The organism is Acidovorax cavernicola (assembly GCF_003581445.1).
This window is the reverse complement of the sequence record NZ_QXMN01000017.1, coordinates 66,438-89,447: the sequence shown is the minus strand read 5'-3', so window position 1 is coordinate 89,447 and position 23,010 is coordinate 66,438. Positions and strand designations below refer to the sequence as shown.

At 64.8% G+C, this 23,010-nt stretch carries 26 protein-coding genes; 23 read left to right on the top strand and 3 right to left on the bottom strand.

The features are described 5' to 3' along the window. Positions 1-7 precede the first annotated feature (7 nt). From D3H34_RS15290 to D3H34_RS15190, 22 genes are all read left to right on the top strand, one after another. Positions 8-808, top strand: a complete 801-nt coding sequence (locus D3H34_RS15290; RefSeq protein WP_119554364.1) for a flagellar hook-basal body protein — start codon at positions 8-10, stop codon at positions 806-808. Between the two features lie 42 nt (positions 809-850). Beyond that, positions 851-1,639: a flagellar basal-body rod protein FlgG gene (flgG, locus tag D3H34_RS15285; RefSeq protein ID WP_119554362.1), complete on the top strand. Its 789-nt coding sequence runs from the start codon at positions 851-853 to the stop codon at positions 1,637-1,639. A 22-nt stretch (positions 1,640-1,661) separates the two neighbouring features. Next, complete coding sequence (gene flgA / locus D3H34_RS15280; protein ID WP_119554360.1) at positions 1,662-2,696, top strand: flagellar basal body P-ring formation chaperone FlgA; 1,035 nt, start codon at positions 1,662-1,664, stop codon at positions 2,694-2,696. Then, positions 2,693-3,301, top strand: coding sequence for a flagellar basal body L-ring protein FlgH (locus tag D3H34_RS15275; RefSeq protein WP_286185768.1), 609 nt, complete (start codon positions 2,693-2,695; stop codon positions 3,299-3,301). Before flgA ends, D3H34_RS15275 begins: the two co-directional genes overlap by 4 nt. 137 nt (positions 3,302-3,438) lie before the next feature. Then, on the top strand, positions 3,439-4,497 hold the full coding sequence (locus D3H34_RS15270; RefSeq protein WP_286185766.1) for a flagellar basal body P-ring protein FlgI: 1,059 nt from the start codon (positions 3,439-3,441) through the stop codon (positions 4,495-4,497). A 63-nt stretch (positions 4,498-4,560) separates the two neighbouring features. Further along, complete coding sequence (locus D3H34_RS15265; RefSeq protein ID WP_119554357.1) at positions 4,561-4,944, top strand: flagellar basal body rod protein FlgB; 384 nt, start codon at positions 4,561-4,563, stop codon at positions 4,942-4,944. An 8-nt stretch (positions 4,945-4,952) separates the two neighbouring features. Next, positions 4,953-5,429, top strand: a complete 477-nt coding sequence (gene flgC / locus D3H34_RS15260) for a flagellar basal body rod protein FlgC (protein WP_119554356.1) — start codon at positions 4,953-4,955, stop codon at positions 5,427-5,429. Further along, positions 5,426-5,794 carry a flagellar hook-basal body complex protein FliE gene (gene fliE, locus D3H34_RS15255; RefSeq protein WP_119554355.1) on the top strand — a complete coding sequence of 123 codons (369 nt, stop codon included), beginning with the start codon at positions 5,426-5,428 and terminating at the stop codon, positions 5,792-5,794. Before flgC ends, fliE begins: the two co-directional genes overlap by 4 nt. Next, positions 5,791-7,302, top strand: coding sequence for a flagellar basal-body MS-ring/collar protein FliF (gene fliF, locus D3H34_RS15250; protein WP_119554354.1), 1,512 nt, complete (start codon positions 5,791-5,793; stop codon positions 7,300-7,302). The genes fliE and fliF overlap by 4 nt, the downstream gene beginning before the upstream one ends. Beyond that, positions 7,299-7,964: a hypothetical protein gene (locus tag D3H34_RS34280; protein WP_167481213.1), complete on the top strand. Its 666-nt coding sequence runs from the start codon at positions 7,299-7,301 to the stop codon at positions 7,962-7,964. The genes fliF and D3H34_RS34280 overlap by 4 nt, the downstream gene beginning before the upstream one ends. Then, positions 7,961-8,866 carry a FliH/SctL family protein gene (locus D3H34_RS15245; RefSeq protein ID WP_167481212.1) on the top strand — a complete coding sequence of 302 codons (906 nt, stop codon included), beginning with the start codon at positions 7,961-7,963 and terminating at the stop codon, positions 8,864-8,866. Before D3H34_RS34280 ends, D3H34_RS15245 begins: the two co-directional genes overlap by 4 nt. A 1-nt stretch (position 8,867) precedes the next feature. Then, positions 8,868-10,277: a FliI/YscN family ATPase gene (locus D3H34_RS15240; protein ID WP_119554352.1), complete on the top strand. Its 1,410-nt coding sequence runs from the start codon at positions 8,868-8,870 to the stop codon at positions 10,275-10,277. Further along, a complete protein-coding gene (locus D3H34_RS15235; RefSeq protein WP_147400442.1) occupies positions 10,274-10,798 on the top strand; it encodes a flagellar export protein FliJ in 525 nt (174 codons plus the stop codon). Before D3H34_RS15240 ends, D3H34_RS15235 begins: the two co-directional genes overlap by 4 nt. Continuing rightward, entirely contained in the window at positions 10,795-11,826 is a 1,032-nt protein-coding gene (locus D3H34_RS33975) for a hypothetical protein (RefSeq protein ID WP_147400441.1), read from the top strand. Before D3H34_RS15235 ends, D3H34_RS33975 begins: the two co-directional genes overlap by 4 nt. Further along, positions 11,826-12,227 (top strand): flagellar hook capping FlgD N-terminal domain-containing protein, encoded by a 402-nt coding sequence (locus D3H34_RS15225; protein ID WP_119554349.1) that lies wholly within the window; start codon positions 11,826-11,828, stop codon positions 12,225-12,227. The genes D3H34_RS33975 and D3H34_RS15225 overlap by 1 nt, the downstream gene beginning before the upstream one ends. Before the next feature lie 28 nt (positions 12,228-12,255). Continuing rightward, the gene (gene flgF / locus D3H34_RS15220; RefSeq protein WP_119554348.1) at positions 12,256-13,437 is read left to right on the top strand and encodes a flagellar basal-body rod protein FlgF; all 1,182 of its coding nucleotides are present in this window, start codon (positions 12,256-12,258) and stop codon (positions 13,435-13,437) included. Further along, the gene (locus D3H34_RS15215; protein WP_119554347.1) at positions 13,434-14,516 is read left to right on the top strand and encodes a FliM/FliN family flagellar motor C-terminal domain-containing protein; all 1,083 of its coding nucleotides are present in this window, start codon (positions 13,434-13,436) and stop codon (positions 14,514-14,516) included. The genes flgF and D3H34_RS15215 overlap by 4 nt, the downstream gene beginning before the upstream one ends. Beyond that, positions 14,513-14,944, top strand: a complete 432-nt coding sequence (locus tag D3H34_RS15210; RefSeq protein ID WP_119554346.1) for a FliM/FliN family flagellar motor switch protein — start codon at positions 14,513-14,515, stop codon at positions 14,942-14,944. Before D3H34_RS15215 ends, D3H34_RS15210 begins: the two co-directional genes overlap by 4 nt. A 195-nt stretch (positions 14,945-15,139) precedes the next feature. Continuing rightward, positions 15,140-15,547 carry a flagellar biosynthetic protein FliO gene (locus D3H34_RS15205; protein ID WP_167481211.1) on the top strand — a complete coding sequence of 136 codons (408 nt, stop codon included), beginning with the start codon at positions 15,140-15,142 and terminating at the stop codon, positions 15,545-15,547. After that, positions 15,547-16,614 (top strand): flagellar type III secretion system pore protein FliP, encoded by a 1,068-nt coding sequence (fliP, locus tag D3H34_RS34685; protein WP_286185764.1) that lies wholly within the window; start codon positions 15,547-15,549, stop codon positions 16,612-16,614. The genes D3H34_RS15205 and fliP overlap by 1 nt, the downstream gene beginning before the upstream one ends. A gap of 32 nt (positions 16,615-16,646) precedes the next feature. After that, on the top strand, positions 16,647-17,570 hold the full coding sequence (locus D3H34_RS15195; RefSeq protein WP_119554344.1) for a sigma-70 family RNA polymerase sigma factor: 924 nt from the start codon (positions 16,647-16,649) through the stop codon (positions 17,568-17,570). Positions 17,571-17,612: 42 nt separating this feature from the next. Further along, entirely contained in the window at positions 17,613-18,881 is a 1,269-nt protein-coding gene (locus D3H34_RS15190) for a tetratricopeptide repeat protein (protein ID WP_119554343.1), read from the top strand. A 14-nt stretch (positions 18,882-18,895) separates the two neighbouring features. On the opposite strand, the gene D3H34_RS15185 is transcribed toward D3H34_RS15190, so the two are convergent. Both D3H34_RS15185 and D3H34_RS15180 read right to left on the bottom strand, forming a co-directional pair. Then, positions 18,896-19,342 carry a hypothetical protein gene (locus D3H34_RS15185; RefSeq protein WP_119554342.1) on the bottom strand — a complete coding sequence of 149 codons (447 nt, stop codon included), beginning with the start codon at positions 19,340-19,342 and terminating at the stop codon, positions 18,896-18,898. 40 nt (positions 19,343-19,382) lie between these two features. Then, positions 19,383-19,979, bottom strand: coding sequence for a hypothetical protein (locus D3H34_RS15180; protein WP_119554341.1), 597 nt, complete (start codon positions 19,977-19,979; stop codon positions 19,383-19,385). A gap of 262 nt (positions 19,980-20,241) precedes the next feature. On the opposite strand from D3H34_RS15180, the gene D3H34_RS33970 reads away from it, so the two are divergent. Further along, positions 20,242-21,123: a hypothetical protein gene (locus tag D3H34_RS33970; RefSeq protein WP_147400439.1), complete on the top strand. Its 882-nt coding sequence runs from the start codon at positions 20,242-20,244 to the stop codon at positions 21,121-21,123. 1,484 nt (positions 21,124-22,607) lie between these two features. Here the strand turns inward: D3H34_RS33970 and D3H34_RS33965 are convergent. Then, positions 22,608-23,009 carry a hypothetical protein gene (locus tag D3H34_RS33965; RefSeq protein WP_147400438.1) on the bottom strand — a complete coding sequence of 134 codons (402 nt, stop codon included), beginning with the start codon at positions 23,007-23,009 and terminating at the stop codon, positions 22,608-22,610. Position 23,010: the final 1 nt, after the last annotated feature.

Sequence of the window (23,010 nt, the reverse complement as noted above, 5' to 3'; positions counted from 1 at the left end):
ACAACCGATGAGCGACGTTTTGGCCATCACCCTCAACGGCATGCAGCAGGACATGGCTCGCCTGGAGCGCATCAGCATGAATATCGCCAATGCCACGACGCCCGGCTACAAGCGGGAAGTGGCCAGCAGTCTGCCTGTGGGCTCCGGTGGTTTTGCCGACGCGATGCGCGGCGCAGACGCGGCCCGTCGCACGGGGAGCGCCGCCACGATGGGCGCGATCCCGGGCACCCTGGCGGTGGGGGGCTCCTTGATGATCCAGACCGACGGGCATGCGGGAACGCTCAAGACCACCGGTCAAAGCCTGGACGTGGCGCTCACGACGCCGGGTTTCTTCGAGATCTCCACCGATGCGGGTCCAACCTATACCCGGCTCGGTAGTTGGCAACTCGACGCGCGCGGCAGGCTGGTCACGGCACAAGGCCAGCCGGTGATGGGCGTGGGCGGCGAGATCGTCCTGAGCCGTCCCAACCCTGTGATCGACGCGACCGGACAGGTCTTTGAGAACAAGCCTGGCGGCGGTCTGGAGACGACGCCGGTCGGCCAGTTGAAGGTCGTGCGCTTCGATGAGGCGGCCAAGCTCGAACATCTGGGCGGCAGCCTGCTGCGCACGGACGCGGCGCCGGTGCAGGTCGTCGACGCCGACGTCCAGCTGCGCCAGGGCTTCGTCGAGAACTCCAACGTCAACTCGATGCAGGAAATGACGCAACTGATCCAGTCGATGCGGCACTTCGAGTCGATGCAGCGCGTGGCGCTTGGCTACGACGAAATGATCGGTGCCGCGGTGCGCAAGCTCGGCGATCTGTCCTGATACCGCCTTGGCGGCATACCTCTTACTTCAAGGTCCTCTCCCATGTTCGATGCCCTCTACATCAGCGCGACCGGCATGCAGGCGCAGCAGCTCAACGTCGACACGATTGCCAACAACCTCGCCAACGTCAACACGACCGGCTTCAAGAAGGGCAAGGTCGGTTTCTCGGACCTGATGGTTCGCGAGGCCGGCAGGCTGCAGCCTTCGCTGGAGGAGGCGGGCATCCTCGGCGCGGAGAACCGGCTCGGCGCGGGTGTGGGGATTGCATCGGTGTCCAAGCTGTTCGACATGGGTGATCTGAAGAAGACCGAGTCGGCCTGGGACCTGGCGATCAAGGGAGAGGGCTTTCTCGAGGTGACGATGCCCGATGGCTCGAGCGCCTACACGCGCGGCGGAACCTTCAAGATCAATAAGGATGGGCTGCTCGCTACGGCTGGAGGCTATCCGTTGAAGGCGAACGTGGCGGTGCCAGACAACGCACAGAGCCTGCAGATCGACAACGACGGGCGCGTTCGGGTCGAGGTGGCCGGCCAAGGCACGCCAGTCGAAGTCGGCCAGCTCGATCTGGTGCGTTTCACCAGCCCGTCTGCGCTGACACCCCAGGGCGACAACCTCTATCGCTCAAGCACAGGCTCGGGTGACGCGATTGCCGGCAAAGCTGCAGAGGACGGCATGGGCAGCTTCGCGCAGGGCTTTCTTGAAGGCTCGAATGTGAAGCTCAATGAGGAGATGGTGAACCTGATGGTGGCGCAGCGTGTGTACGAGGCCAACGTCAAGGTGATGCAGGCGTCCGATGAGATGCTCGGAATGATCAATGGTCTGCGCAAGTAGCCCGGCTGAGCGCCACCCAGCCATGTGGGCGGTCACCTTCGGAGCGATCTTCGCCCTCTGTGCCGCTGCGCCGGCACTCGCCGCGCCCTGGGTCGATTCCGTCGTCTCGATCGAACTGCGCCCGAAGGTCCAGGTGGACCAGACCAGCGTCCGGCTCGGCGACATCGCCTATCTCACGAGCCGAGACCTGGTGGCGCTGCGCAGGCTCATGGCGCTGCCCATCGGTTCCGCACCGCGGCCGGGCTCGCCCGTCGCGATCGATCGTGACACCATCGTGCGCTGGGTAGAGGCTCGGGGCGCTGCGCAAGTCAAGGTTGAGGGATCGCCTGCCGTCCAATGGAGTGGCGCCAGCGAAACGCTCATCGAGAGCGCGGCGCAGGACCTGTCCGGGGAGGCCGTGATCTCGGCCGCTCAGGCGGCGTTGCAGAACTGGCTTGGACAGCGCAGTGTTCGCGCCCAGGTGCAGCCTGTCTCCACGGCACGCGATCTGGTGCTGCCGGCCGGTCAGCCCGTTCTGCGCGTGCGACCCATCGCCGATCAGGCGCAGCCGTCCCGCCGCATGCTGGTTTGGGTCGAGGCGTGGGTCAACGATCGCTTCGTCCGCAGCACGGCCGTCACTTTCGAAGTCAATGCGTGGGCGCAGGCGACGGTCGCCACGGCACCGATGGCCGGTGGCGCGCAGATCGATGGCGTGGTCCTGCGGGGCGCGACCGAAACGCGGGAAGTGGACCTGACGACCGTCCAGGGGGGCAGGGCGATGCGCATCGAAGGTGTTGCCGGTGCGGGCGAGGAGTCGCCTGTGGGTGCACAGCGCCTGCGCAAACAGCTCAAACCCGGCGAGATCCTCACCGATGCCCATCTCCAGGCCACGCCTTCGGTCACGCGGGGCAACTGGGCGCAACTACTGGCTCGCAGCGGCGACGTGTCCGTCGAAAGTCGGGTGGAAGTGCTGCAGGACGGTCGCCCAGGCCAGGTCATCCGTGTGAAGGTGCCTGGATCGAGCGGCGAGGTGCTCGCACGCGTTACCGGACCGGGCCGAGTGGAGGTGCAGCCATGAGACATCGCGTGAAATTTCGGCCGTTGCGCACGCTGTCGATGGCGGCGATCTGCGTGGCGGCGGCTTGTGTGAGCTGGCCCGCGCTCTCGGAAAGCCTCTATCAGGAGGGGAGCTTCCGCCCCCTGACGGCCGACAACAAGGCTTTCCGCGTAGACGATTCGCTCACGATCCAGGTTTTCGAGAACTCCTCCGCCACAACCAGTGCCAACACCGGGACGCGCCGCGCGAATGACATCGCCGGGTCCGTGACGCACACCGGCAACCGTGTCGTGGGAACGCTGGGAATCGGCGTCAGCGGAGAGTTCGATGGTGGCGGCCGGACCCAGCGCACCAACAAGCTGCTGGCAACCTTGACCGTGACCGTGAAGGACGTGTTGCCCAACGGCGAGCTGCGTGTTGCGGGCGAACAGTTGCTCACGGTCAACGACGAACTGCAGAAGGTGAACCTGGAAGGGCGGGTCCGACCGCAGGACATCTCGGACGGCAACGTGGTGCTGTCGACTCGTCTGGCCGACGCACGCATCACGTATGTGGGCGAGGGCGATGTCTCCGACCGTGCGCGCCGCAGCGCCTGGCGAAAAATTCTTGATTGGTTGGGGTTGTGATGCATCGATTCGCTTCGCGGGCTTGGACCTGCCTGCTGCCTGGCCGCCCGCCACTCGGTCGATGGTTGTCCTGTGTCGTGACCGTCGCGGTCCTTGCGAGCCTCTGGCTGACGGCCCCAGGGCCGGCCCAAGCCGCCGTGGCCTCGGACGCCGTGCGCGTCAAGGACCTGGGCAAGCTCAAGGGCTGGCGCGACAACGCGCTGTTCGGCACCGGCATCGTGACCGGTTTGGCCGGCACGGGCGATTCGCCCTCGAACCGCACCACGCGGCAGTCGCTGGCCAACGTGCTGTCGCAGTTCAACCTGACGATCCCTCCCGAGGCCGTGCAAAGCCGCAACGTTGCGGTGGTGATGGTGAGTGCATCGCTGCCCACCTTTGCGCGTGAAGGCGATACCCTGGACGTGACGGTGAGCTCGGCGGGCGATGCCCGCAGCCTCGTTGGAGGCACCTTGCTGGTCACCTCGCTCAAGGGGGCGAATGGTCGGGTCTACGCACTCGCGCAGGGGCCTCTATCGGTCGGTGGCTATCGCTACGACGCGAACGGGAACGTGGTTCAGAAGAACCATCCGACTGCCGGTTCGGTTCCCAATGGTGCGACGGTCGAGGTTGGCGTCGACGCCAACATGATCGACGAGCGCCAGAACGTGACCTTCGTGCTCTCGGAGCCGGACTACACGACGGCCAGTCGCGTGGCCGACGCCATCAACCGGCAGCTCGGCGGCAGCCTTGCAAAGGCACGTGATGCCTCGGGCATCGAGATCGCCGTACCTGCGGTCCAGCGCGACCAGCTGGTGAGCCTGTTCACTCGTATCGAGAACGTCACCGTGGAGCCGGACCGGCGCGCAAAGGTGGTGATCAACGAGCGGACCGGGACCGTGGTGTCTGGAGGGGACGTGCGCATTTCTCGCGTGGCGATCTCGCACGGCGACATCAAGATTGCGATCTCCAGCCAGAACACGGCCTCGCAGCCCTACAACGTGATCGGGGGCGGTTCCGACATTCGCACAGCGATCGTGACCAACACGCGCGTCGACGTGCAGGAGGGCAATGGCACCGGGTTCGTGACGGGAAGCAACACCGTGTCGGACCTCGTCCAGTCGCTGGCACGTCTGAAGACCAGTACCCGCGACGTGATTTCGATCCTGCGCGCGGTCAAGGCCGCAGGCGCGCTGCACGGCGAACTGGTCGTGCAGTAGCACCGTTCGCTAGGTCCCCCTCAATCGACAATCTCATGAATTCCCAAGTATCTGGAGGCATCAATGACTGACGGAATCGAAGCCGTGACTCGATCCGCACTGGCGCTCGCGCTCGACGCAGCCAGCATGCGCCAGCAAGCGATCGCCACCAACATCGCCAACGCCAACGTGGTGGGCTATGTGCCGCAGCGCGTGAGCTTCGAGGCGCAGATGGTCGACGTCCAGCGCGGCATGGAGCAGTCCGGTCGCATCGATGCGCTAGCGCTCGCCCAGGTCCGCCCCCGCATCGAACCGGCGGTGGATGAGGGCGGCGCGGCGGGGCAGGTGCAGCTCGACGTGGAGGCGGCCGAAATGGCGCGCAATGCCGTTCACTACCAGGCGCTCGTGAAGGGCCTCTCGCGTCATTTCTCGATTCTTTCAATGGCTGCCGGTGACGGCAGGAAGTGAGTACAGCCATGGACTACAGCCAATCTTTTGCCATCAGCGCCGTGGGCATGAACATCGAGCGCACGCGCGTGGATGTCGCGGCCTTGAATCTCGCCAACGCCAACACCGTGCAAGGCGTCGGCGGCGTGAGCTATCAGCCGCTGCGCGTCATCGCTGAGGCGCGTGGCGTCGGCGCACTCTCTTCTGGCGCGAACGATGCCGCGGCTTTCGGTGCGCTTGTCGCCCAGGGCCTGGATGCGGATGCGGTCGCGGTAGCCGCACCTCTGATGCAGATCGTGCCGACAAATGCGCCACCCCGCCTGGTCTACGAGCCCAGCCACCCGCTGGCTGACAAGCGCGGGTATGTGGCCTATGCCGCGGTGGACACCGCAACTGAGATGGTCAGCATGATGAGCGCCACGCGTGCGTACGAAGCCAACGTGTCGGCGATGAACACCACGAGAACGCTGGCGTTGCGCGCGCTGGATATCGGGAGCAACACATGAGCGCGTTTCTGCCCGTCGAAGCCCTCTCGGCGCTTTCGCCGCAGGCGCAGTCCATGGTGGCCGGCGCCCAGGCACTGTCTGCCGTTCAAACGGGAAGCACGGCCGATCTATCGGGGGCCCAGGGCATCCCCGGCACATCCGCCACGGGGTCCTTCGGCCGCATGGTGTCCGACGGCATCTCGCAGATCAACAGCAAGCTGGTCGATGGCGAGATCGGGCTGCAGAAGCTGGCGGTCGGGGACGCGCAGAACCTGCACCAGCTCATGATCAACCTCGAGGAAAGTCGCCTGTCGTTCCAGCTGATGATGCAGGTCAGGAGCCGGCTGCTTGAGGCGTATCAAGACATCATGAAGATGCCGATATGAACTTCTGGGAAGGTTTGACACAGCGCGCCCGCGCGGGCCTGATTGGTGGTGTCTTGGTCATCGTCCTCGCGCTGGCCGCCGCTGCCTGGTGGGTGTTCCACACGGAGTACCAAGTCCTGTTCTCGGATCTCAAGCCGCAGGATGCACAGGCGATGACGACGGAACTCGAACGCCTCAAGATCCCGTACCGTCTGGGCGACAACGGCACCGCGATCCTCGTCGACAAGACGACGGTCCATGCCACGCGCATCAAGCTGATGGGCAAGGAACTGCCGCTGCAAGGTGCTGTCGGTCTGGAGTTGTTCAACAACACCGATTTCGGGATGACCGAGTTCGCGCAGAAGGTCAACTACCAGCGTGCACTGCAGGGCGAACTCACGCGCACGATCCAGTCGCTGTCTGAGGTGCGCGAGGTCCGCGTCCTGCTGGCGCTGCCTGAGCAGGGCCTCTTCAAGCAGGCCACCTCCAAGGCGAAAGCCTCCATCACGCTCACGATGCGCCAGGGCCAGGCATTGCGGCCGGAGCAGATCACAGGTGTGCAACGCCTGGTAGCCGCGGCAGTTCCCGGCATGGCGACGCAGGACGTCACGATCGTCGATGGCCACGGCGTGGCACTCACGCGGGCGGAGGCAGGCAATGGGGACTCTGACCTGAACAGCGCACGGCTGGATCTCAAGCGCGACACGGAAGCCTATTTGTCGCGCAAGGTAGCCGCTGTGCTGGACCGCAGCTTCGGCGCGGGCCAGGCGCTGGCCAGCGTGGACGTCACACTGAACATGGACCAGATCCGTACCACGACCGAAGACGTCTTGCCCGCGGCCTCGCGCTCGGGGCTGCAGTCGACCGGCGTGATCGTGCGCGAACGCGAGGTGCTGCGCGACAACGCGGGCGCAAGCGATGTCCGGGCGATCGACATGGGCGGTCCCCGCTCAGGTAGCGCGCAGCGTGATGTGGAGTACGCGGTGGGGCGTCGGGTCGAACAGGTGGTGAGTCAGCCGGGCTCGATCCGTCGCGTCCAGGTTGTCGCCGTGGTACGCAAGGCGCTCGATGCCAGCCAGGAGGAACAGCTTCGCAAGGTGATTGCCGCCGCGGTGGGCGCCTCGCTTGAGCGAGGGGATACGGTGGTGGTCCAGTCGCTGGCGACGCAGGCCGCCGTCCCATCCTCGGATGCGTCGTTGCCGGCTGTGTCGGGAGGCGGTTCGAAGGGCGGCGCGGGCTTCACGGAAGCAGCTGGTGACGAGAACGTCGCCGCGACCACGGGTGCGACGGACGCCGGCGAGCTGGGCTGGTTGCGCTGGCTGGTGGGCGGTGCACTGCTCGTGGGCGTGGCCGTCTGGGTGCTGCGTACGGCTGCGCGCGATCGGAAGGGTGCCGCGCGCAACGCATCTGCCGCGACGCTGAGTGAAGCAGAGCGCGCCGCCGCCTTGCGCCGCGTTCGCGCATGGCTCGACGAGTCCGATGCGGCAACGGCCGGTGGCTCTGGCCTGTCGCGGCGGAATGGCGGATGAAGTCGCTCGTGGGAGGCTCTGTGGTCGGGGGGGCCGAGCCTCATGGCAGCGTGGAGCGTGATCGTCTCTATGGCCAGATCGCACCGGAGTCCGGCGGCGCACGCCATGCGGCGTTGCTGCTGCACGCCATGACGCCGGAAGACCGTGCGTGGGTGCTGCGTGCTTTGTCTGCCGCCGAGCGCGAAGAGATGCTCCGGCTGCTCGCGGAACTCGAGGCGTTGGGCATCGCCCGCGATGCGAGCCTCGTCGCCGAGGCGACGGCGCGAGCTGATGTCGGCGGGCCTGTGGTTCCGTCCGACGAAGCCATGCTCATGGCGCTGGACGATTCGGGCATCCAGCGCGCCGTCGATTGCCTGCGCGTCGAGCCTGTGGGGCTGGTTGCACAGTGGCTGCGTGTCGCGCCATGGCCGTGGCGCGACGCCCTGGTGCGCGCACTGGAGCCTGTGCAGCGCCGGCGCCTGGAAGAGCTCTTGTCCACGCCGCCCACTGCGCGGGAGGCGGTGCCTCCGGCAATGCGAGCCGCCCTCATCGACGCCGTGGCGCGATGCGTTCGTGCCGCGCCCGAGGCGTCCACGCCTCGCCACGGTTCGTGGAAAAGGATTCGTCATTCGATCGGTCGTCTTTGGGGCCGGCGCGTCGCGATCGGGAGCACGCCGCGATGACGGCATCGTTTCTTCACGGCGCCAACCTCGACAAGTCCGATGCATCGAGTGTGTCGAGCGAATCTCCGGTGCGGGTGCTTCGGGATGTCATTGTCCAGGGGCAGGTTTCGCCTGGCCGTCCGCGGCCCGTTGCGACGGATGCGTCTCGTGCCGTGCACGAGCCTGCGGTGCGTCTTGCGGTTCCGCGCACTCCCGCGGCTGTGCCGGCAGCGGCGACTTCGCCAGCTCCCACCTCTGCGTCTGCGGTGCCCGTCGCCGACACGGCGACTGAGGAAGCAGGCTATCGGGCTGGCCATGAGGAGGGGCTCGCCAAGGGCTTGGCGGAGGGGCGCGTCCGCGCCGCTGAGGAGGCCCGCCAGGCCAGCGAACTCGCGAGCCGCAAGGCGGAGCAGGCGTTGGCAGAGCACTCTGAGAAGTTGAGCCGCGAACTGACGCAGCAAGCCCAGGTCGCGTACCAGGCCCGCGTCAAGGTGCTGGCTCAGCTCTTGGAGGCGCTCCCGCAGCGAATCGAGGAGCGACTGGTCGCCGTCGAGGACGACATGCTCGCACTGTCCTTCGAAGCGGTATGCCGCGTGCTTGGCGAACACGTCGCGACGGCCGAGGGACTGCGCTCGCAGTTGCTTCAGTCGGTTCGCGCGCTGCGCGGACGCCGGCTGGTGGCGGTGCACCTTCATCCGGACGACCTGGCCACGCTGCGGCGAGAGCCGGCGCAGGACGAGGTCTTCGCCAACGACGACATCCAGTGGATCGCGGATGCGGAGATGGTCCTGGGTGGATGCATCGTGCGCTCCCCCGAGGGTGGTCTCGACGCACGCCTGGAAGCCCAGCTCGAGGTGCTGCGTCATCTGCTGCTGCGTTCGCGCGCTGCGACTGGACACACCGCCGCGGGGGATGGAACCTGACATGAGTGCGCTGACCGCCAGTCGCGAGGCACTGCGTACCGCCGAGCTGCATCGGCGCATCGGCTGGGTGCGCGAGATGCAGGGCCTCGCCATTGACGCGCTCGGCCCCGACGCTGCCGTGGGTGAACTGTGCCGGATCATGGTGCGACCAGCGGGCCCGACGGGCCAGACCGCGCAGCCGGACGCCGAGGTGCCCAGCGTGTTGGCCGAAGTGGTGGGGCTCAAGCCTGGCCGCGTGACGCTGATGCCCTATGGCTCGGTGGAAGGTATCGCGGCGGGTTGTGAGGTCCACGCAATGGGAGCGGATTCGCAGATCGGCGTTGGCGCGACATTGCTCGGGCGCGTGATCGATGGCTTCGGCGAACCGCTCGACGGTCGTCCCAAGCCGGTGGTGACTTCACGCCGCTCCCTCAAGGCGGCCCCCATCAACCCGATGCAACGCCCGCCGATCGATCGCGTGCTGGAGACCGGGATCCGCAGCATCGACGGCCTGCTCACGCTGGGCTTGGGCCAACGCGTGGGAATCTTCGCGGGCAGCGGCGTCGGAAAGAGCACGCTGCTCGGATTGCTGGCTCGCCACGTCAAGGCGCAAGGCGATGCCGGCGGGCAAGGTGGCATCAATGTCATTGCGCTGATCGGCGAGCGGGGGCGCGAAGTGCGCGAGTTCATTGAGAAACAGCTCGGCGCGGAAGGGCTGGCCCGCTCGGTTGTCGTCGTGGCCACCTCGGACCAGCCGGCGCTCGCGCGGCTGCGCGCAGCCTACGCAGCGCTGTCGATCGCCGAGCACTTCCGCGATGAGGGGCGTCACGTGTTGCTGACGATGGACTCGATCACGCGCTTCGCGATGGCGCGGCGCGAGGTCGGGCTGTCTGCGGGCGAACCGCCGACCGCACGCGGCTACACCCCTTCGGTGTTCGCCGAGTTGCCCGAGTTGTGCGAGCGGTGCGGCATGGCGCCGGGCGGCGGGTCGATCACGGCCCTGCTTACGGTGCTCGTGGAAGGCGACGACTTCAACGAGCCCGTCTCCGATGCCCTGCGTGCCATCCTGGACGGCCACATCGTCCTGACACGTCAGCTCGCCCATCGCGGCCACTATCCCGCCATCGACGTGCTCAAGAGCGTGAGCCGCCTCATGCCGGAACTGGCCGATGCGGAGCAGCGGGCGCTGGCGGTGCTGGCCGTGCAGAAGCTGGCGCTGCTGGAACGTAACCGGCAGATGATCGACATTGGTGCCTACGAGCGAGGATCGAACGTCGAGCTCGATCGCGCGATAGAGATCGAACCAGCGCTGCAGGAATGGCTGCGGCAGAGTAAGGGCGGTGTCGACCGCGCGCAAGCCATCCAGGCGCTGCGCGCGGCACTGGCATCGGATGCCGCCTCTGCAGGACGAAATACGGCAGGCAATGCATGATGGCGTCGACCGTATCCGGGACGGCTACCGTCGCGCGCGACGTCGATGCGCGAGGTTTCGTGTACGCGCTGGAACCGGTTCACCAGCGCCAGCAATGGCGCCTGGACAAGGCGATGACGGTGCTTGCCCAGGCGCAAAAGCAGCTCGCCGAGACTGAAGCAAGGCTCACGCAGTTGCTCGCCACGCACGACGAGCAGGCGCACCAACTCGGTCAGGCGCTGATGCAGCGCCTCGACCCGGCCGCGCACCGCCGCCATCTGGGCTACCTGACGAGCCTGCGCAAGCAATGGCTTGAACTCGACCAGACCCGTCAGGAGCAACGCACGAACTGCGAGCAATGCAGGCAGCAGTGCCTGCGCGAGCAGGTCCGTCTCGAGGGATTGACTCAACACAAGGAGGATGCTCTCGCGCAGTACGGCGACGAGATGCGTCAACGCAACCTCAACGAGCAAGATCGCGATTGGCTGGCACGTTCGGCCAGTGCGCGAACCTCCTTCGATGTCCCGAAGCAACATCCATGAGCACGACCGACCCCACTTCCACCGCTCCCGGTCCGATGGGACTGCTCAAGCGCCCAGCTTCGCCGGACGATGCGCGCCACGGCGACAGCGCTGAGCACCGGCTGGCCTGGGCGCGAGAAATGGAACGCGCGCAGCTGGACAGCTGGTTCAAGCCCATGCTGACCACGAGCAACACTCCGGTCGAGCGCGAAAGTGCGCGATCGACACGCACGCCGCAGCCCAGCAGTGCTCGCGCATCCATGGTTCCGTCCCGTGGTTCCTTGTCGCGCGAGTTCCCGTCCCGTGACCTGGCGGATCGCGAACATCAACTGCGGGAATCGGCGCGACGCGAACCTCAGGCACGACTGCCTGGGACGGACCATGGGTCTCGGGTCGCGGCACGGACGTTCTCGTCGCTCGATGGATCCTCGACGGCACGGACGCCTTCGACGACGGAGGGCCTCGCGGACGCAGATCCGGTTGCAGGGGAGGCGAAGTCAATAGACGCAACCTCGCTCAGCTCGCCAGAGGCCGGGCGCGTCGGCGACGACGGCATCCATGCATCCGCAGCTGTGGATGCTGGAGGTGCGCAGGCGCCGACGTCTCTCTCGGTGGGCGCATCCGCTCTCCCGGAGACTGCGATGGCGTTGCTGGGAACAGATGAGGGACACAAACAGGCCTCCGAGCCAGCGCGATCGGTCCCCGGACAGACGCAAGCGACGGCGCAAGCCCGCGGCGTGGAGGTCCGTGCGGCGTCTACGAACCGCACCTTGGCGCTGGTTCGTCTGCACGAGGAAAGCACGTCAAAAGGGCAGGCCGTCTGGATCGCAATGCGTGCGGACGACGCGACGCTTGCTGCGATGCTGCCGCAGTGGGTGGCGGATCTGCAGCGCGGCATGCGCACTCGCGGCGAGCGCCTTCACCAAGTGGTGTGCAACGGTCGGATCGTCTGGCGCGATGGTGTGTCGACACCGCTGCGCGTTGCGGTTGGGAACGACGCCGTCGCGCGTCCATTCATGTTCGATTCAATTGATTCCAAGGAGGCGTGATGGCTATCGATGCAGTGAGCGGTTCGGGGGCAACCAACCTTCAGGCCAACAGCCTGGGGATGGAAGACTTTCTCAAGATTCTTCTGACGCAGCTGACCTACCAGGATCCGCTGAAACCCATGGACAACCAGCAGTTCATGGCGCAGATGGCTCAGTTCACGAGCCTGGAGCAGACACAGCAGCTCAACACCAAGATCGAGACCCTGATCACCAACCAGGCGGCGCTGCAATCCGTCGGCTTGATCGGCAAGACCGTCGACGTGAGCACGCCCACCGGCACGGTGACAGGTACGGTCAGTGCGCTGTCACTGTCTGGAAGCGCGCCACTTCTGACCGTCCAGACCACCGCCGGCGCCACGCTGAACAATGTGTCCCTCAGTCAACTTGCTGCGGTCCGTTGATCACGGACTTTGCTTCAAAGGAAATCCCATGCTTGAATCAATCTACGTTGGCATGACTGGCCTTTTGGGCTATTCGCGTGGCCTGCGTGTCATCGCCAACAACACGGCCAACCTCAATACGCCGGGCTTCAAGAGTTCGAGCCTGCAGTTCGCCGACATGTTCTACACCAGCGGTGGTGCGAACGGTAGTACCACCCAAAGCGAGCACATGGGCTTCGGCTTGAACACGGCAGGGACGGCCATGTCGTTCAAGCAGGGCGAGCTACGTCAGACGGGCAACGATCTGGACATGGCGGTTGATGGGCAAGGATTGTTCGTGCTGAAGGACGCGCAGGAAAAGATCACCTACACGCGCGCCGGGCAGTTCAAGTTCGACACGGACGGCACGCTCGTGAGCCGTATCAACGGCGAGAAGGTCATGTCGATGGACGGGAACGGCAACTTTGCGCCGATCTCCTTGACCGGCAAGATGATGAACCTCGGAAAACCCACGACGCGCGTGGAGTTTTCCGGCAATCTGTCGAACACGGTGACCGAGCAGACGACGGGCGGCATCACGGTCGTCGATGGTGGCGGCACCAGCCACACGTTGTCCATCAAGTTCACGGTCAAGAGCTCGGATCAGGCCGGCACCACGATGAAGGTGGAGTTGCTGGATGGCAGCGCCGTCGTCCACACCGGCGAGATGGTGTTCGTCAATGGCAAGCCGACGGTTGCGACCGCCACCATGCAGGCCAGCTACACGCCGACCGGGCAGCCACCGATGGCGCTCGCGCTGGATTTCAGCTCGGACGTCGTGCTGTTCGCAGGCCAGACCAGCCTCAAGGTCGACTCGCAGGACGGCGTGGGTCCCGGCGCGCTCGCCGGTGCGGCGTTCGACACGACCGGCACCCTGGTGATGACCTATTCGAATGGGCAGACCGTCAAAGGTGCCAAGCTGGCGCTTGCGCGTTTCGATTCGCAGGATGCGGTCGGCTCGATCGGCGACAACCAGTTCGAGGCGCTGGACCAGAACGCCTGGCACTACGGCGCGGCGAGCGAGGGGGCGTTCGGCAAGGTTCAATCCGGTCGCGTCGAAATCTCGAACGTCGACTTGTCGCAGGAGTTCAGCGACCTCGTCATCATGCAGCGCGGTTACCAGGCCAGTTCGCAGGTCATCTCGACCGCCAACGACATGCTGCAGGAACTGTTCTCGATGAAGAGCAGATGAAAGCCGCAATTTCTTCCGACGATGGACACGGCGTGCTGCTGGACGCGGCTGCCTCGATGCAGCGTGCGCGAGCGCTGCGCAGCTGGTCGCAGGAACGCAGGACCGAACTGGCCTCGCGATTCGCGGCGCTGATCGGCGCATGGAGCGGGGAGTGGCTCCCCGCTCCATCCGATCTCGCAGCCTCGGCGCGTGTGGACGTCATGGAGCCCGATGGGGTGTGGCGTCTGGGGGCCGTGGAGCGTGCCTGCTGGGCGTTCGAACCATCGCGCCGCGCGGGTGGCTCCCGCGGAGCGCTTGCGGGGCTCGAAGGAGCCTCGGCCACCCATACCGATCCCGCATTGCCTGCGATGCGTGCCTTGGCCGAGCGCATGTTCGCCGCCGATACCAACCCCGTGCTTGCATCGGGGATCTCGCCGAGCCAAGGGGCACGTGGCGCGACCGTCATGGACAGTCCTGGCTTGGCCGCGGCATTGGCGCGTGCAGCCTGGTCCGACTGGCTCCAACGGCTCGATGTTTTCCTCGGAGACCTACCGCTACAGGCGTTCGCCGACGTCGATCGGGTGGGCGCGACGTCCGCTGCGCAAGCCTGGTCCGGCGCACTGTGCATCCGTGCCTCGTGGTGCGGTGGCGAGTGGACGCTCGCGCTGCCCTGGGATGCCGTGACAGCTGTGCTGGGCGAGGAAGCACCGGCATCTCAGAGCCGCAATTCGACCCCGCAGGCGGGCGGCCAACCCAAAGTGCGACTCGATCTCGCGCTGGCTGATCGCCGCGTGGCGCTGCGCGTGATGCTTGAGGGCGCGCAACTCAATCTCGGACAGATCCAGGGCTTGCGCGTCGGCGATGTCATTCCGCTCGCGCATCGTCTCGATGCAGCAGCGCAGGTGGTCGGCGCAGACAGCCAACGGGTGTGCGACGGGTGGCTGGGGCAGAGCCAGGGCCGGCTGGCCATCGAGCTCGCCGCGGTGCCCTCATCCGGTTCTTCCTCCCATCCGGCGGCATCGTCGGGAAAAGCTGCGCCGACGGTTTCGTTCGCTGGCGCGGCACACAACACTCCATCATCGAAGGGAAGTTTCAAATGACAACAGCCGTAGAAGGCATTGCGGCCGACAACCGCGTGGGCGCCATCGACTCGAGGGCTCGCCTGGGGCAGGGCCAGACGGCGCACACGACCGCGCAGATCATCGCGCTGCCGGACCTGCACGCGAACGCCGATGGCGACGCCTTGCAGCCGGCCAGCGGCGAGTCCGTGCTCAAGGACTGGAATCCGCTGCACCAGATCAAGGCACGGCTTCAGGTTGTGGTCGGCGAGGCCAGCATCTCCGTGGGCGAGCTCCTTGGGGCCAAGGAGCACCAGGTACTGCGCCTGGACCGGGAGATTGATCAAGCGGTCGACCTGACCATCGAAGGCAGGGTGGTCGCGCGTGGCCAGTTGGTCGCGGTGGACGGCCATTTTGCGGTTCGCATCACTGAGCTGCCCGTCGCATTGGGCCTCACCGCTGGGAACTGACCGATGATCGAAGTGGCGCCGTGGTCAGCCACGGGCGGGCGAGCTCGCGTGCGGATGGCTCTTTGGCGACGGGTCGCTGTTGGCGCGGCCGTGGTCGTGTGCTTCGCTGTGCCTGCTCGGGCGCAGGATGAACGATCAACACCCGAGCCGGCGACCGGGTCTGCGTCCGCCGCATCCAGCCATCAGCCCCACGCCGTGGGCACGCCCTTGCCGTCGAGCATTCCGGTACGACGGGACGGCGCCACATCCGAGGACGCGGAATTTGGTGGCCGTTGGTGGGCGCTGCTGCTACCCGTAGGTGGATTGCTGCTCTACGGGCTCATGGTGGGGCGGCGCAAGCAGGCTTCCAAAGGCGCAGGCCATCCCGTGCCGGGCAACGCGGCCGCCTCGTGGCTGCGTTTGGGAGGTTGGATCGACAAAGTGTCCTCAACCGAAATCCAGCGCGTAGCGAGCACGCGGCTGTCGCCGCGGCACAGTCTTCATGTGGTGGTGTGGGATGGCAAGCGCTTGCTGCTGGGCTGCACGGACCAATCGATCCAGGTACTTTCGCAAGCCTCGAACCACGAGCCAGTGCCGTCGCCGGCCGCAAGGGAATCCGAGTGATGAAGCGCTGGCGCCAATTGGGTCGAGTGTCATGGATCGCTCTGCTTGTGTTGACATTCGCTGTCCTGATCGCCGGGTCCTTCTCCGATGCGCGGGCCCAGGGGGCCGAGGGCGTTGAGGAATCCGTTGGGGCGACGAAAGCCGCGCCGTCCGTTGTCGATGCGGCTGCGGGTGCGGCTGCGCAAGTCCCTGTGTCGCCTGCGAGTGGTGGCGGTGCACCGCCGACCGCGCTTGAAGCCACGCCGTCCCCATCGGTGCCGCAGACGCAGATGCAAACGAAGCCAGCGACCGGCCTCGAGGAGCGCTCCGCCGGCACGGCGAAGACGCCATCGGTGGGCACGGCCCTCGTGCGCCCGGGCGCGGCCGCGCCTGCCGTGCGCAGCGGCATCGCCAGCGGCGGTTCCAACGGCACGTCGCCGGGCACCGTGACGCCCGCGACCGAGACGGCCCAGGCCCTGCGTGTCGTGCTCGGCCTGACGGTGCTGGCGGTCCTGCCGGCGCTGCTCGTCTGCTTGACCAGTTTCCTGCGCACCATCGTGGTCTTGTCGATGCTGCGGCACGCGATCGGGATGAACGAGACGCCACCCAACACGGTGTTGATCGGCCTGGCGCTGTTTCTGACGCTGTTCACCATGTCGCCCGTGCTGCAGAAGGTCAGCCAGGATGCTTTCGAACCGTTCATGGCCGGCAAGCTGTCGATGGAGGACGGCTATGGCAAGGGCGTGGCCCCGCTGCGCGAGTTCATGGTGCGGCAGACACGCGAGGCCGACCTCGCGCTGATGGTGGAACTGTCCAAAGCGCCGACGCCGAAATCGATGGACGACATCAGCAACGTGCAACTGATTCCGGCGTTCATGCTGTCCGAGTTGCGCGCGGCGTTCCAGATCGGCTTTGTGATCTTCCTGCCGTTCCTGCTGATCGACTTACTGGTCTCAAGCATCCTCATGGCTCTGGGCATGATGATGATGCCGCCGACGACGATCGCACTGCCGCTGAAGATCCTGATGTTCATCCTCGTCGACGGTTGGAGCCTGGTGCTCAAGGCCTTGGTCGGCAGCTTCCACTGAATGTCGATGCCTCGCTTCGCATTGCATCACCCATGGCACGCCTGAGCTCCGCACTGCCCCTGACGCCAGCCTCGTTCGCCGGAGGTGCGATGGATGCTCCGTCGACGCGCGAGGCTGCGGACGCGCCGCCCAAGGGGCCGGACATCACCGCGCCGCTATGGGTGCGCTGGCGTGCTCAGGGCGACGAAGCGGCTCGCGACGCCCTGATCCGGCACTATCTGCCCTACGCGCGCATGATGGCCGCCGGGCTGTACGGCCGACGCACCACCAACGACGTGGAGTTCGAAGACTACCTCCAACTTGCCCGCATCGGGCTGATCGAGTCCGTGGACCGTTTCGATCCCTCGCAGGGCAACCAGTTCAACAGCTTCGCATCCAAGCGCGTGCAGGGATCGATGCTCAACGGCCTGGCCCGGTTGACCGAGAAGAACCAGCAGATCAGCGTTCGTTCCCGGCTGCAGCAGGAGCGCTTGGCGGCCATCAAGCACGAGGCCGCACAGGACGATGCCGACGCCGACATGGAGGACAGCTCCGAGGGCAGCGTCGGGACGCGCCGCACTGGCGCGAGCGATTCGCGCACCGCCGACAAGCTCTTCAAATACCTTGCCGAGGTGGGTATCGGCATCGCGTTGGGGGTGCTGCTGGAGGATACCGGCATGGTGGACGCGGAGGCCTTCGATGTCGAAGGCGCATCGCATGTACCCTCGCCGGAGGTGAGCTACTTTCGCAAAACAGAGATTCGGCAGCTAGGCACCGTGCTGCGCGGCCTGGTGGCTCAGTTGAGCGACCAGCAGAGATTCGTGATCAGCCACCACTATCTACAGGAAATTCCGTTTGACGAGATCGCCGCGCGAATGGGCGTCACGCGCGGGCGGATTTCCCAGCTGCATCGACAAGGCCTGCTGCGCCTGCGCGAGCTGCTCGACAAGGACGCCCGACTCGACGTGTCGTTGTGACACGTGCCACTCCAATCACATCTTCACCATCGAATTCTTGCCATGAACGATATCTCTGCGAACTCCGCCGCCGGCCCCGCCGCATCCTCGTCCAACAAGGCGCAGTCGAGCGACCCTCGTGTTGTTGCGATGCTGCAGCGCCTGGATCGGATGGAAGGATTCTTGCACGAGGATCCATCGAACAATGCGCTGCTGATCACCGCCTTCGAGACAGCCTTGTCCTGCGGCGAGTGGGAGCGTGCCGAGTTCCACATGCGCCAAGCGCAGTCGCTGCAGGCCGACGTGCTCGGCTGGCGTCTGCGCGAGGGCGACTACTGGCTGGCACAGCAACGCTACGAGGAAGCGCAGGCCGTGCTGGAGGCTTTGGTGGATACCCCGCAGCCGCCACCCGGATTCATCGACGTGCTGATGCACAACCTCGCATTCATCGAACTGCGCCGCGGACGGCATGCCGATTGCGTGGGGCGCTTGGCGAGCATGTTCGAGGCGCAGGCCGCGACTTCTTCGGTCGGCACCCAGCCGCCGGTCGCCGCGCGCGCCCTGCAACAGCTGTGGCTGCGCGCGTTGCATCACGATGGTCAGCTTGCAAGGGCGATGGATTGGACACTGGCCGCGGAGAAGAACGGCACGCTCGATGCGCAGGCGGCTGGCATTGCAAGCCTGATTGCAATCGATGCCTCTGATTTCGGTGCTGCGCAACGCTGGTGCAACGCGAGCCTGAACAATGGAACACCGCCCGAGCAACCGGTGGAAACCTTCGTGACGCGGGCTTCACTGGCCTTGGCACAACGTGACGCAACTGGGGCCAGTCAGTTCGCTGACGCTGCCTTGGAGCGCCACCCGGCCGACGGGCGGGCCTGGTCAACACGGGGATTCGCGTTCCTGCTGAGCGGTGAGCTGGGTCAGGCATACGAGGCGTTTCGCAGGGCGCTCGCCGTCATGGGGCAGCACATCGGCACCTGGCACGGGCTGGGCTGGACGCAAATCCTGCAAGGCGACTTGGCGGGCGCCCAGGCGAGCTTTGAGACTGCGCTCGCACTGGATCGCAACTTCGCGGAAAGCCATGGCGGACTGGCGGTGGTGCTGGCCATGCAGGCGCGCCAGGGCGAGGCCAAGGAGCATGTGGAACTGGCACTGCGCCTGGATCGCGCCAATCTCTCCGGTCGCTATGCCCAGGCGCTGCTCACGGGTGAAGTGAAAGATGCCAACGACGTGCAGCGCTTCGGACGACGCATCCTGGCCGGCATGCCGGCACCTTTCAGTGCTGATCTCGGCGAGCTGATCCCTTCTGGGACACAAAAGAACGGCTGAGGCTTGAACGCCGACTACCGAGCGGGCGGCGATGTCGGCGTGCCCGGCGTCGCATCGGCCAAAAGAAGGCCGCCAGCCTCTCGCATGGCTGCATGGAGTTCCACATCGGCCTCCATTTTTTGCATGACCGCATCGACCATCTGATCGAAGGCCAGGCCGTCGATCCGTTCACGCCCGAAGGTCTGCATCAGGATCGATTCCAGGAACAGGCGAAACGCCTTGCGCTGGCGCTGCGGATCGTCAGGCGACAGGGCTCGCACGCGCAACGCAACCATCTGCTTGATCTGCGCATCGGTGCTGTCCGGACCCTGCGTGTCTGGTTCACCATGGGCTTGCCTTGCACTGCGAGATTCCTGCGGCGTTTCGCGCTCCACCGTCCCGAGTGCCTTGGCCTGGGTCTGAAACTGCGCACGGAACTGTGCGCGGATCATCGTGGCGAGCTGCGTGGTGGGATCGATCATCGAGGGTGGCGGACGACTTGCTGGAACGCGAGAGACTGCCTCAGTGGGCGCGGCCCTGCTGCTGGTAATTCGCTAACAGGACGTGCGCCGCGGATTCATCCGGCGCATCGGAGGCGCCGTGCGTTGCCGCCTCTGGCGCATCAGGTCGGGTCGTCAGTGCACGGATGCCGCCGATCACTTTCTGGATGTCACTGGAAAGCGCGGCATTCGTCGTGTTGAGGGCCAAACCATCTTCATAGTGGGCTAGTGCCTCGTCGAACCGGTCTTGCGCCAGGGCCGCGAAGCCGCTGACGAAGTGGGGCAACGGGTCGGTGGGCGGAAGCTCGAGCAGCGGCTGCCAGGTCAAGAGGCCGACGGCAGCGCGGCCGGAGCTGAATTGCAGCAGGCCCAACTGATAGCGCGCCATCGGGAAGTCGGGGGCCAGCCGCGTGGCGTTCGCCAGGGCCGTCTCGGCCTGGACCATGTCGCCCAGCGCCGCGAACTCCGCACCGAGCATGAACTGCGGCAATGCCGCGCCAGGCTGTGCTGCGCTGGCTTGCTGGAAGCCCTCGATGGCACGGGTGGCGTCATTGGCCTGGCTGGCGGCCATGGCAGAAGCCATGAGCGCATCAAACGCATTCGGGTCGGGGTTTTGCATGAGACAGCCTTCGGAGCGTGGCTTTGGCGAGCGAGGTTGAGCGGAGTCGACATTGTCGTTTGGTGGGATGCGATGCGAAAGGCAGCGCCCTCGTGCGCGCGTGGGGAATGCGTGCACGAGCTAAACAGCTGAGTATTCGGATGGATATGTTGCCAATCGCTCGGAGGTCGAGGCGTTGTTACGCGGCAGGCACTCGGAGCGATTCAAAAAATGCAGCAGGTCGCGGCAGGTGCCTCGGTCACATCAAAGAAAGTAGACAAACATGGTGAAGTGGGAAAGCGCGAATGCATTCTGCGCCGTTGGAATCTTGGCTGGCGTGATGCTGACAGGCTGTGGAGGAGGGGGCGGCGGCGGAGGAGGAGGCGGCATCCCATTTGCGCTACCGACTGCGGCGACTCCTGGCAACAACGGGAGCGGCAGCGGTACGGGTTCTGCTGCTGGCGAGGGCTCGACTGGCAGCACTGGTGGGACAAATTCGGGCGTTTCAGTGGACGTCGTGTTCTCGCCTGCCATCGCCAAGATCGTCCTTGCTGCGGGCGACGGCTCCATGCCTGCCCCTGGCATTCAAAAGCTGACCGCCACGCTCACGGGTGCGAAGAGTACTGGTCTGTATGTGTTTGTCTCCAACGCGGATGTGCTGTTTCCGGCTCGCCAACAGCTATTCGACGGTGGCAGTGGCGCATACACCAATATGGCTCCGATCGCTTTCAATCGCACTGTTGCTGCAGGCACCTACAAAGGCAATCTCCAGCTTCAGGTCTGCGCGGACCAGAACTGTTCGACGGAGTATGGTGTAAACGGCAGAAGCCTTCCTTACGAAATCACGGTGCTCCCTGCGCCCAAGATCAGTGCGTCGGTGAACGGCACGCCGCTGAAAAGTAGTACACAAACCGTGGCACTGAAAGCGGGGGACACAGTGGATCTTCAATCGGACATGCCGGTGACCTGGTCGACGGGATCGGGTGGTGTGACCATTTCTGGCGAAAGCCATACAAGCACCAGCTGGCATGCCGTTCTTGGATACGGAATGTCTGGCCATGGCCTTACGGGCACGATGTACGTCAACGCCATCACGGTTCTTGATCCGGCCAAGCCCGAAAAACCTCAGGCAAATACGCGAGTGAGCTTCACGCTGACGGAATAGGCCAAAGGCCTCTGAGCCGAAGAGGACTTCGTTCGCGGGCAGTACGTGCACATACTTGTGTTTGCCCGCGACGTGAGTCTGTCTGAGCAAGCGGTCCCAATGCCTTGAGCAACCAGGCGGCAGGCCAGCCCTCCTTGCCGGAGCGCTCGGATATGCGCCCGCGGCGTTGATTGCTGGTGCGACCCAGCCAACGGAGCCAACCGTGCCGGTGCAGACGTGTTGAGCCTCCGCCACGGACCGTTGCAGGCACGCTAGCACGAGTTCTCGCTCGAGCAGAACGCCGATGTGTTGGACTTCGTGGACTACTGCTCTGGTGTGAGCAATGCACGCCCGCAACAGCTGCAGGAGCGGTGGTCCTGGGTCTGAGTAGGTGCCAGTGGGTCCTATGCATGCCGCCGGTCATCATCACCTTCCGTGAGTGACATGGCCACCAACCTCGACCATCTGGCGGGACGGCGGTTCATACAGCTTGTGCTTCGATGCGGGTGACGGGCGCTGGTACGAATTCTTCCTACAGGTTCAGCTTACCGGGAATGGACTACCCGTTCACCAACCGCCGATGATTTAACTTGAAGGCGTGAACGGTGGTCAAGCAGTGCAAACGCTGACTTGGTTCGAAGCCAAGCAGTTCATCGCACCCCTGAGGTACGACAGCCCTCGCTTCATCGAGAGTCAACGCCACCGAGGGCAACCCAGAACGATAGATAGTCTCAGGTCGCACTTGCCGCCCTGACTTTGCCAGACGCTTACGAGGCATCGAAGGTGTGCTGCAGATATAGCAAGTCTGCAATTTGGCGAGGCGACAAGGCCGGATGGCGCCACCTCGCGAGGTAAACGAGACACTGAAGCTGCGCTCGATCCCAGCCCAGTCGATCAGCCCGGCCAGGCATGCCAGCGGATGCTGCATATGGAGCAGCTCGCCTAGGTGTGAGATGAGCGGATCTCCGTTGTCGAGAGCGCATGGCTTGGGACCCGCATTGGCAGGACCCCGTCGTAATTTGTTGGAAAACTACGTTCTACAACGTACAGCCCGGCAAATCGTGGGCAGGGCAAACCCCGAAATCCTCAATGACAGCAAGGGGTTGAGAATTGTTCAGCATGGACTCAGTACCCTGCATGGCGGGACGTCGGCCCAAGCTTGGCAGGACATTGATTCCTCTACTGTCAAGCCCACCCTCATCCCCATGCACGAGATGGACTGCTTCCCAGCTATCTCATCGAACGCGAGCGATGTCGATTGAGCGCCGTCGAATGAACCACCGATCAGCAAGGCATGCGCAGCACGGCGCGGGAGTAGCTGTGAGGGTACGGGAAAATTGCCTAAAAATTAGGCGACCAACAAACAGGCAAGACACGCAAAAATGGCTCATGCGACGCTGACGCGACTGCGTACAGCCGAAAAATGATCCATCGAAACCCCCCGGCAGGGATGTGCGAGTTTCGTGAGGCAGAACTTCTGAGGGCACAGAGTAATCGTCCAGACTCTACTGGGGGATGGACTTGGCCGACGCCTCCCTTAACTTCACTTCACCAGCCGATGGCTTCTCAATCAAGAGCGCAGGCATTTGACTACTTTGCAAGAGGATGCCTTTGGCCGCTTGCATTGCATGAACAATTTGTATGGCCTCATCAAGCAAGACACCAGCAAACGGCTTTTGAAGCCGCACATCTGTAGCAAGCGTGTAAAAAACTATCGCAGACCCCAATGAAGTCGGAACGGTCGGGATAGACAAAGCATCGCCTTCTTTTGCCTGCTGACTGCCACCAGCAGGCAGCGAGGGTGGATTATCTAGATTGAAGAATACTCGTTCGTTCAGAAATGGTTCAAGGCCTTTCAGGGAAATAGGTTGTTGATAGTTTTGCAGAATGAATTGCTCCAAATCCATT

Excerpts from the sequence above, each read along its gene's own strand:
- D3H34_RS15210 (WP_119554346.1), top strand. The coding sequence starts at position 14,513 with ATGACAACAGCCGTAGAAGGCATTGCGGCCGACAACCGCGTGGGCGCC.
- flgG (WP_119554362.1), top strand. The coding sequence starts at position 851 with ATGTTCGATGCCCTCTACATCAGCGCGACCGGCATGCAGGCGCAGCAG.
- D3H34_RS15240 (WP_119554352.1), top strand. The coding sequence starts at position 8,868 with ATGAGTGCGCTGACCGCCAGTCGCGAGGCACTGCGTACCGCCGAGCTG.
- D3H34_RS15245 (WP_167481212.1), top strand. The coding sequence starts at position 7,961 with ATGACGGCATCGTTTCTTCACGGCGCCAACCTCGACAAGTCCGATGCA.
- fliP (WP_286185764.1), top strand. The coding sequence starts at position 15,547 with ATGAAGCGCTGGCGCCAATTGGGTCGAGTGTCATGGATCGCTCTGCTT.
- D3H34_RS15225 (WP_119554349.1), top strand. The coding sequence starts at position 11,826 with ATGGCTATCGATGCAGTGAGCGGTTCGGGGGCAACCAACCTTCAGGCC.
- D3H34_RS15290 (WP_119554364.1), top strand. The coding sequence starts at position 8 with ATGAGCGACGTTTTGGCCATCACCCTCAACGGCATGCAGCAGGACATG.
- fliE (WP_119554355.1), top strand. The coding sequence starts at position 5,426 with ATGAGCGCGTTTCTGCCCGTCGAAGCCCTCTCGGCGCTTTCGCCGCAG.
- D3H34_RS15215 (WP_119554347.1), top strand. The coding sequence starts at position 13,434 with ATGAAAGCCGCAATTTCTTCCGACGATGGACACGGCGTGCTGCTGGAC.
- D3H34_RS15275 (WP_286185768.1), top strand. The coding sequence starts at position 2,693 with ATGAGACATCGCGTGAAATTTCGGCCGTTGCGCACGCTGTCGATGGCG.
- flgC (WP_119554356.1), top strand. The coding sequence starts at position 4,953 with ATGGACTACAGCCAATCTTTTGCCATCAGCGCCGTGGGCATGAACATC.
- flgA (WP_119554360.1), top strand. The coding sequence starts at position 1,662 with ATGTGGGCGGTCACCTTCGGAGCGATCTTCGCCCTCTGTGCCGCTGCG.
- D3H34_RS15265 (WP_119554357.1), top strand. The coding sequence starts at position 4,561 with ATGACTGACGGAATCGAAGCCGTGACTCGATCCGCACTGGCGCTCGCG.
- D3H34_RS15235 (WP_147400442.1), top strand. The coding sequence starts at position 10,274 with ATGATGGCGTCGACCGTATCCGGGACGGCTACCGTCGCGCGCGACGTC.
- flgF (WP_119554348.1), top strand. The coding sequence starts at position 12,256 with ATGCTTGAATCAATCTACGTTGGCATGACTGGCCTTTTGGGCTATTCG.
- D3H34_RS15185 (WP_119554342.1), bottom strand. The coding sequence starts at position 19,342 with ATGATCGATCCCACCACGCAGCTCGCCACGATGATCCGCGCACAGTTC.
- D3H34_RS15180 (WP_119554341.1), bottom strand. The coding sequence starts at position 19,979 with ATGCAAAACCCCGACCCGAATGCGTTTGATGCGCTCATGGCTTCTGCC.
- fliF (WP_119554354.1), top strand. The coding sequence starts at position 5,791 with ATGAACTTCTGGGAAGGTTTGACACAGCGCGCCCGCGCGGGCCTGATT.
- D3H34_RS33975 (WP_147400441.1), top strand. The coding sequence starts at position 10,795 with ATGAGCACGACCGACCCCACTTCCACCGCTCCCGGTCCGATGGGACTG.
- D3H34_RS15195 (WP_119554344.1), top strand. The coding sequence starts at position 16,647 with ATGGCACGCCTGAGCTCCGCACTGCCCCTGACGCCAGCCTCGTTCGCC.
- D3H34_RS33965 (WP_147400438.1), bottom strand. The coding sequence starts at position 23,009 with ATGGATTTGGAGCAATTCATTCTGCAAAACTATCAACAACCTATTTCC.
- D3H34_RS15190 (WP_119554343.1), top strand. The coding sequence starts at position 17,613 with ATGAACGATATCTCTGCGAACTCCGCCGCCGGCCCCGCCGCATCCTCG.
- D3H34_RS33970 (WP_147400439.1), top strand. The coding sequence starts at position 20,242 with ATGGTGAAGTGGGAAAGCGCGAATGCATTCTGCGCCGTTGGAATCTTG.
- D3H34_RS34280 (WP_167481213.1), top strand. The coding sequence starts at position 7,299 with ATGAAGTCGCTCGTGGGAGGCTCTGTGGTCGGGGGGGCCGAGCCTCAT.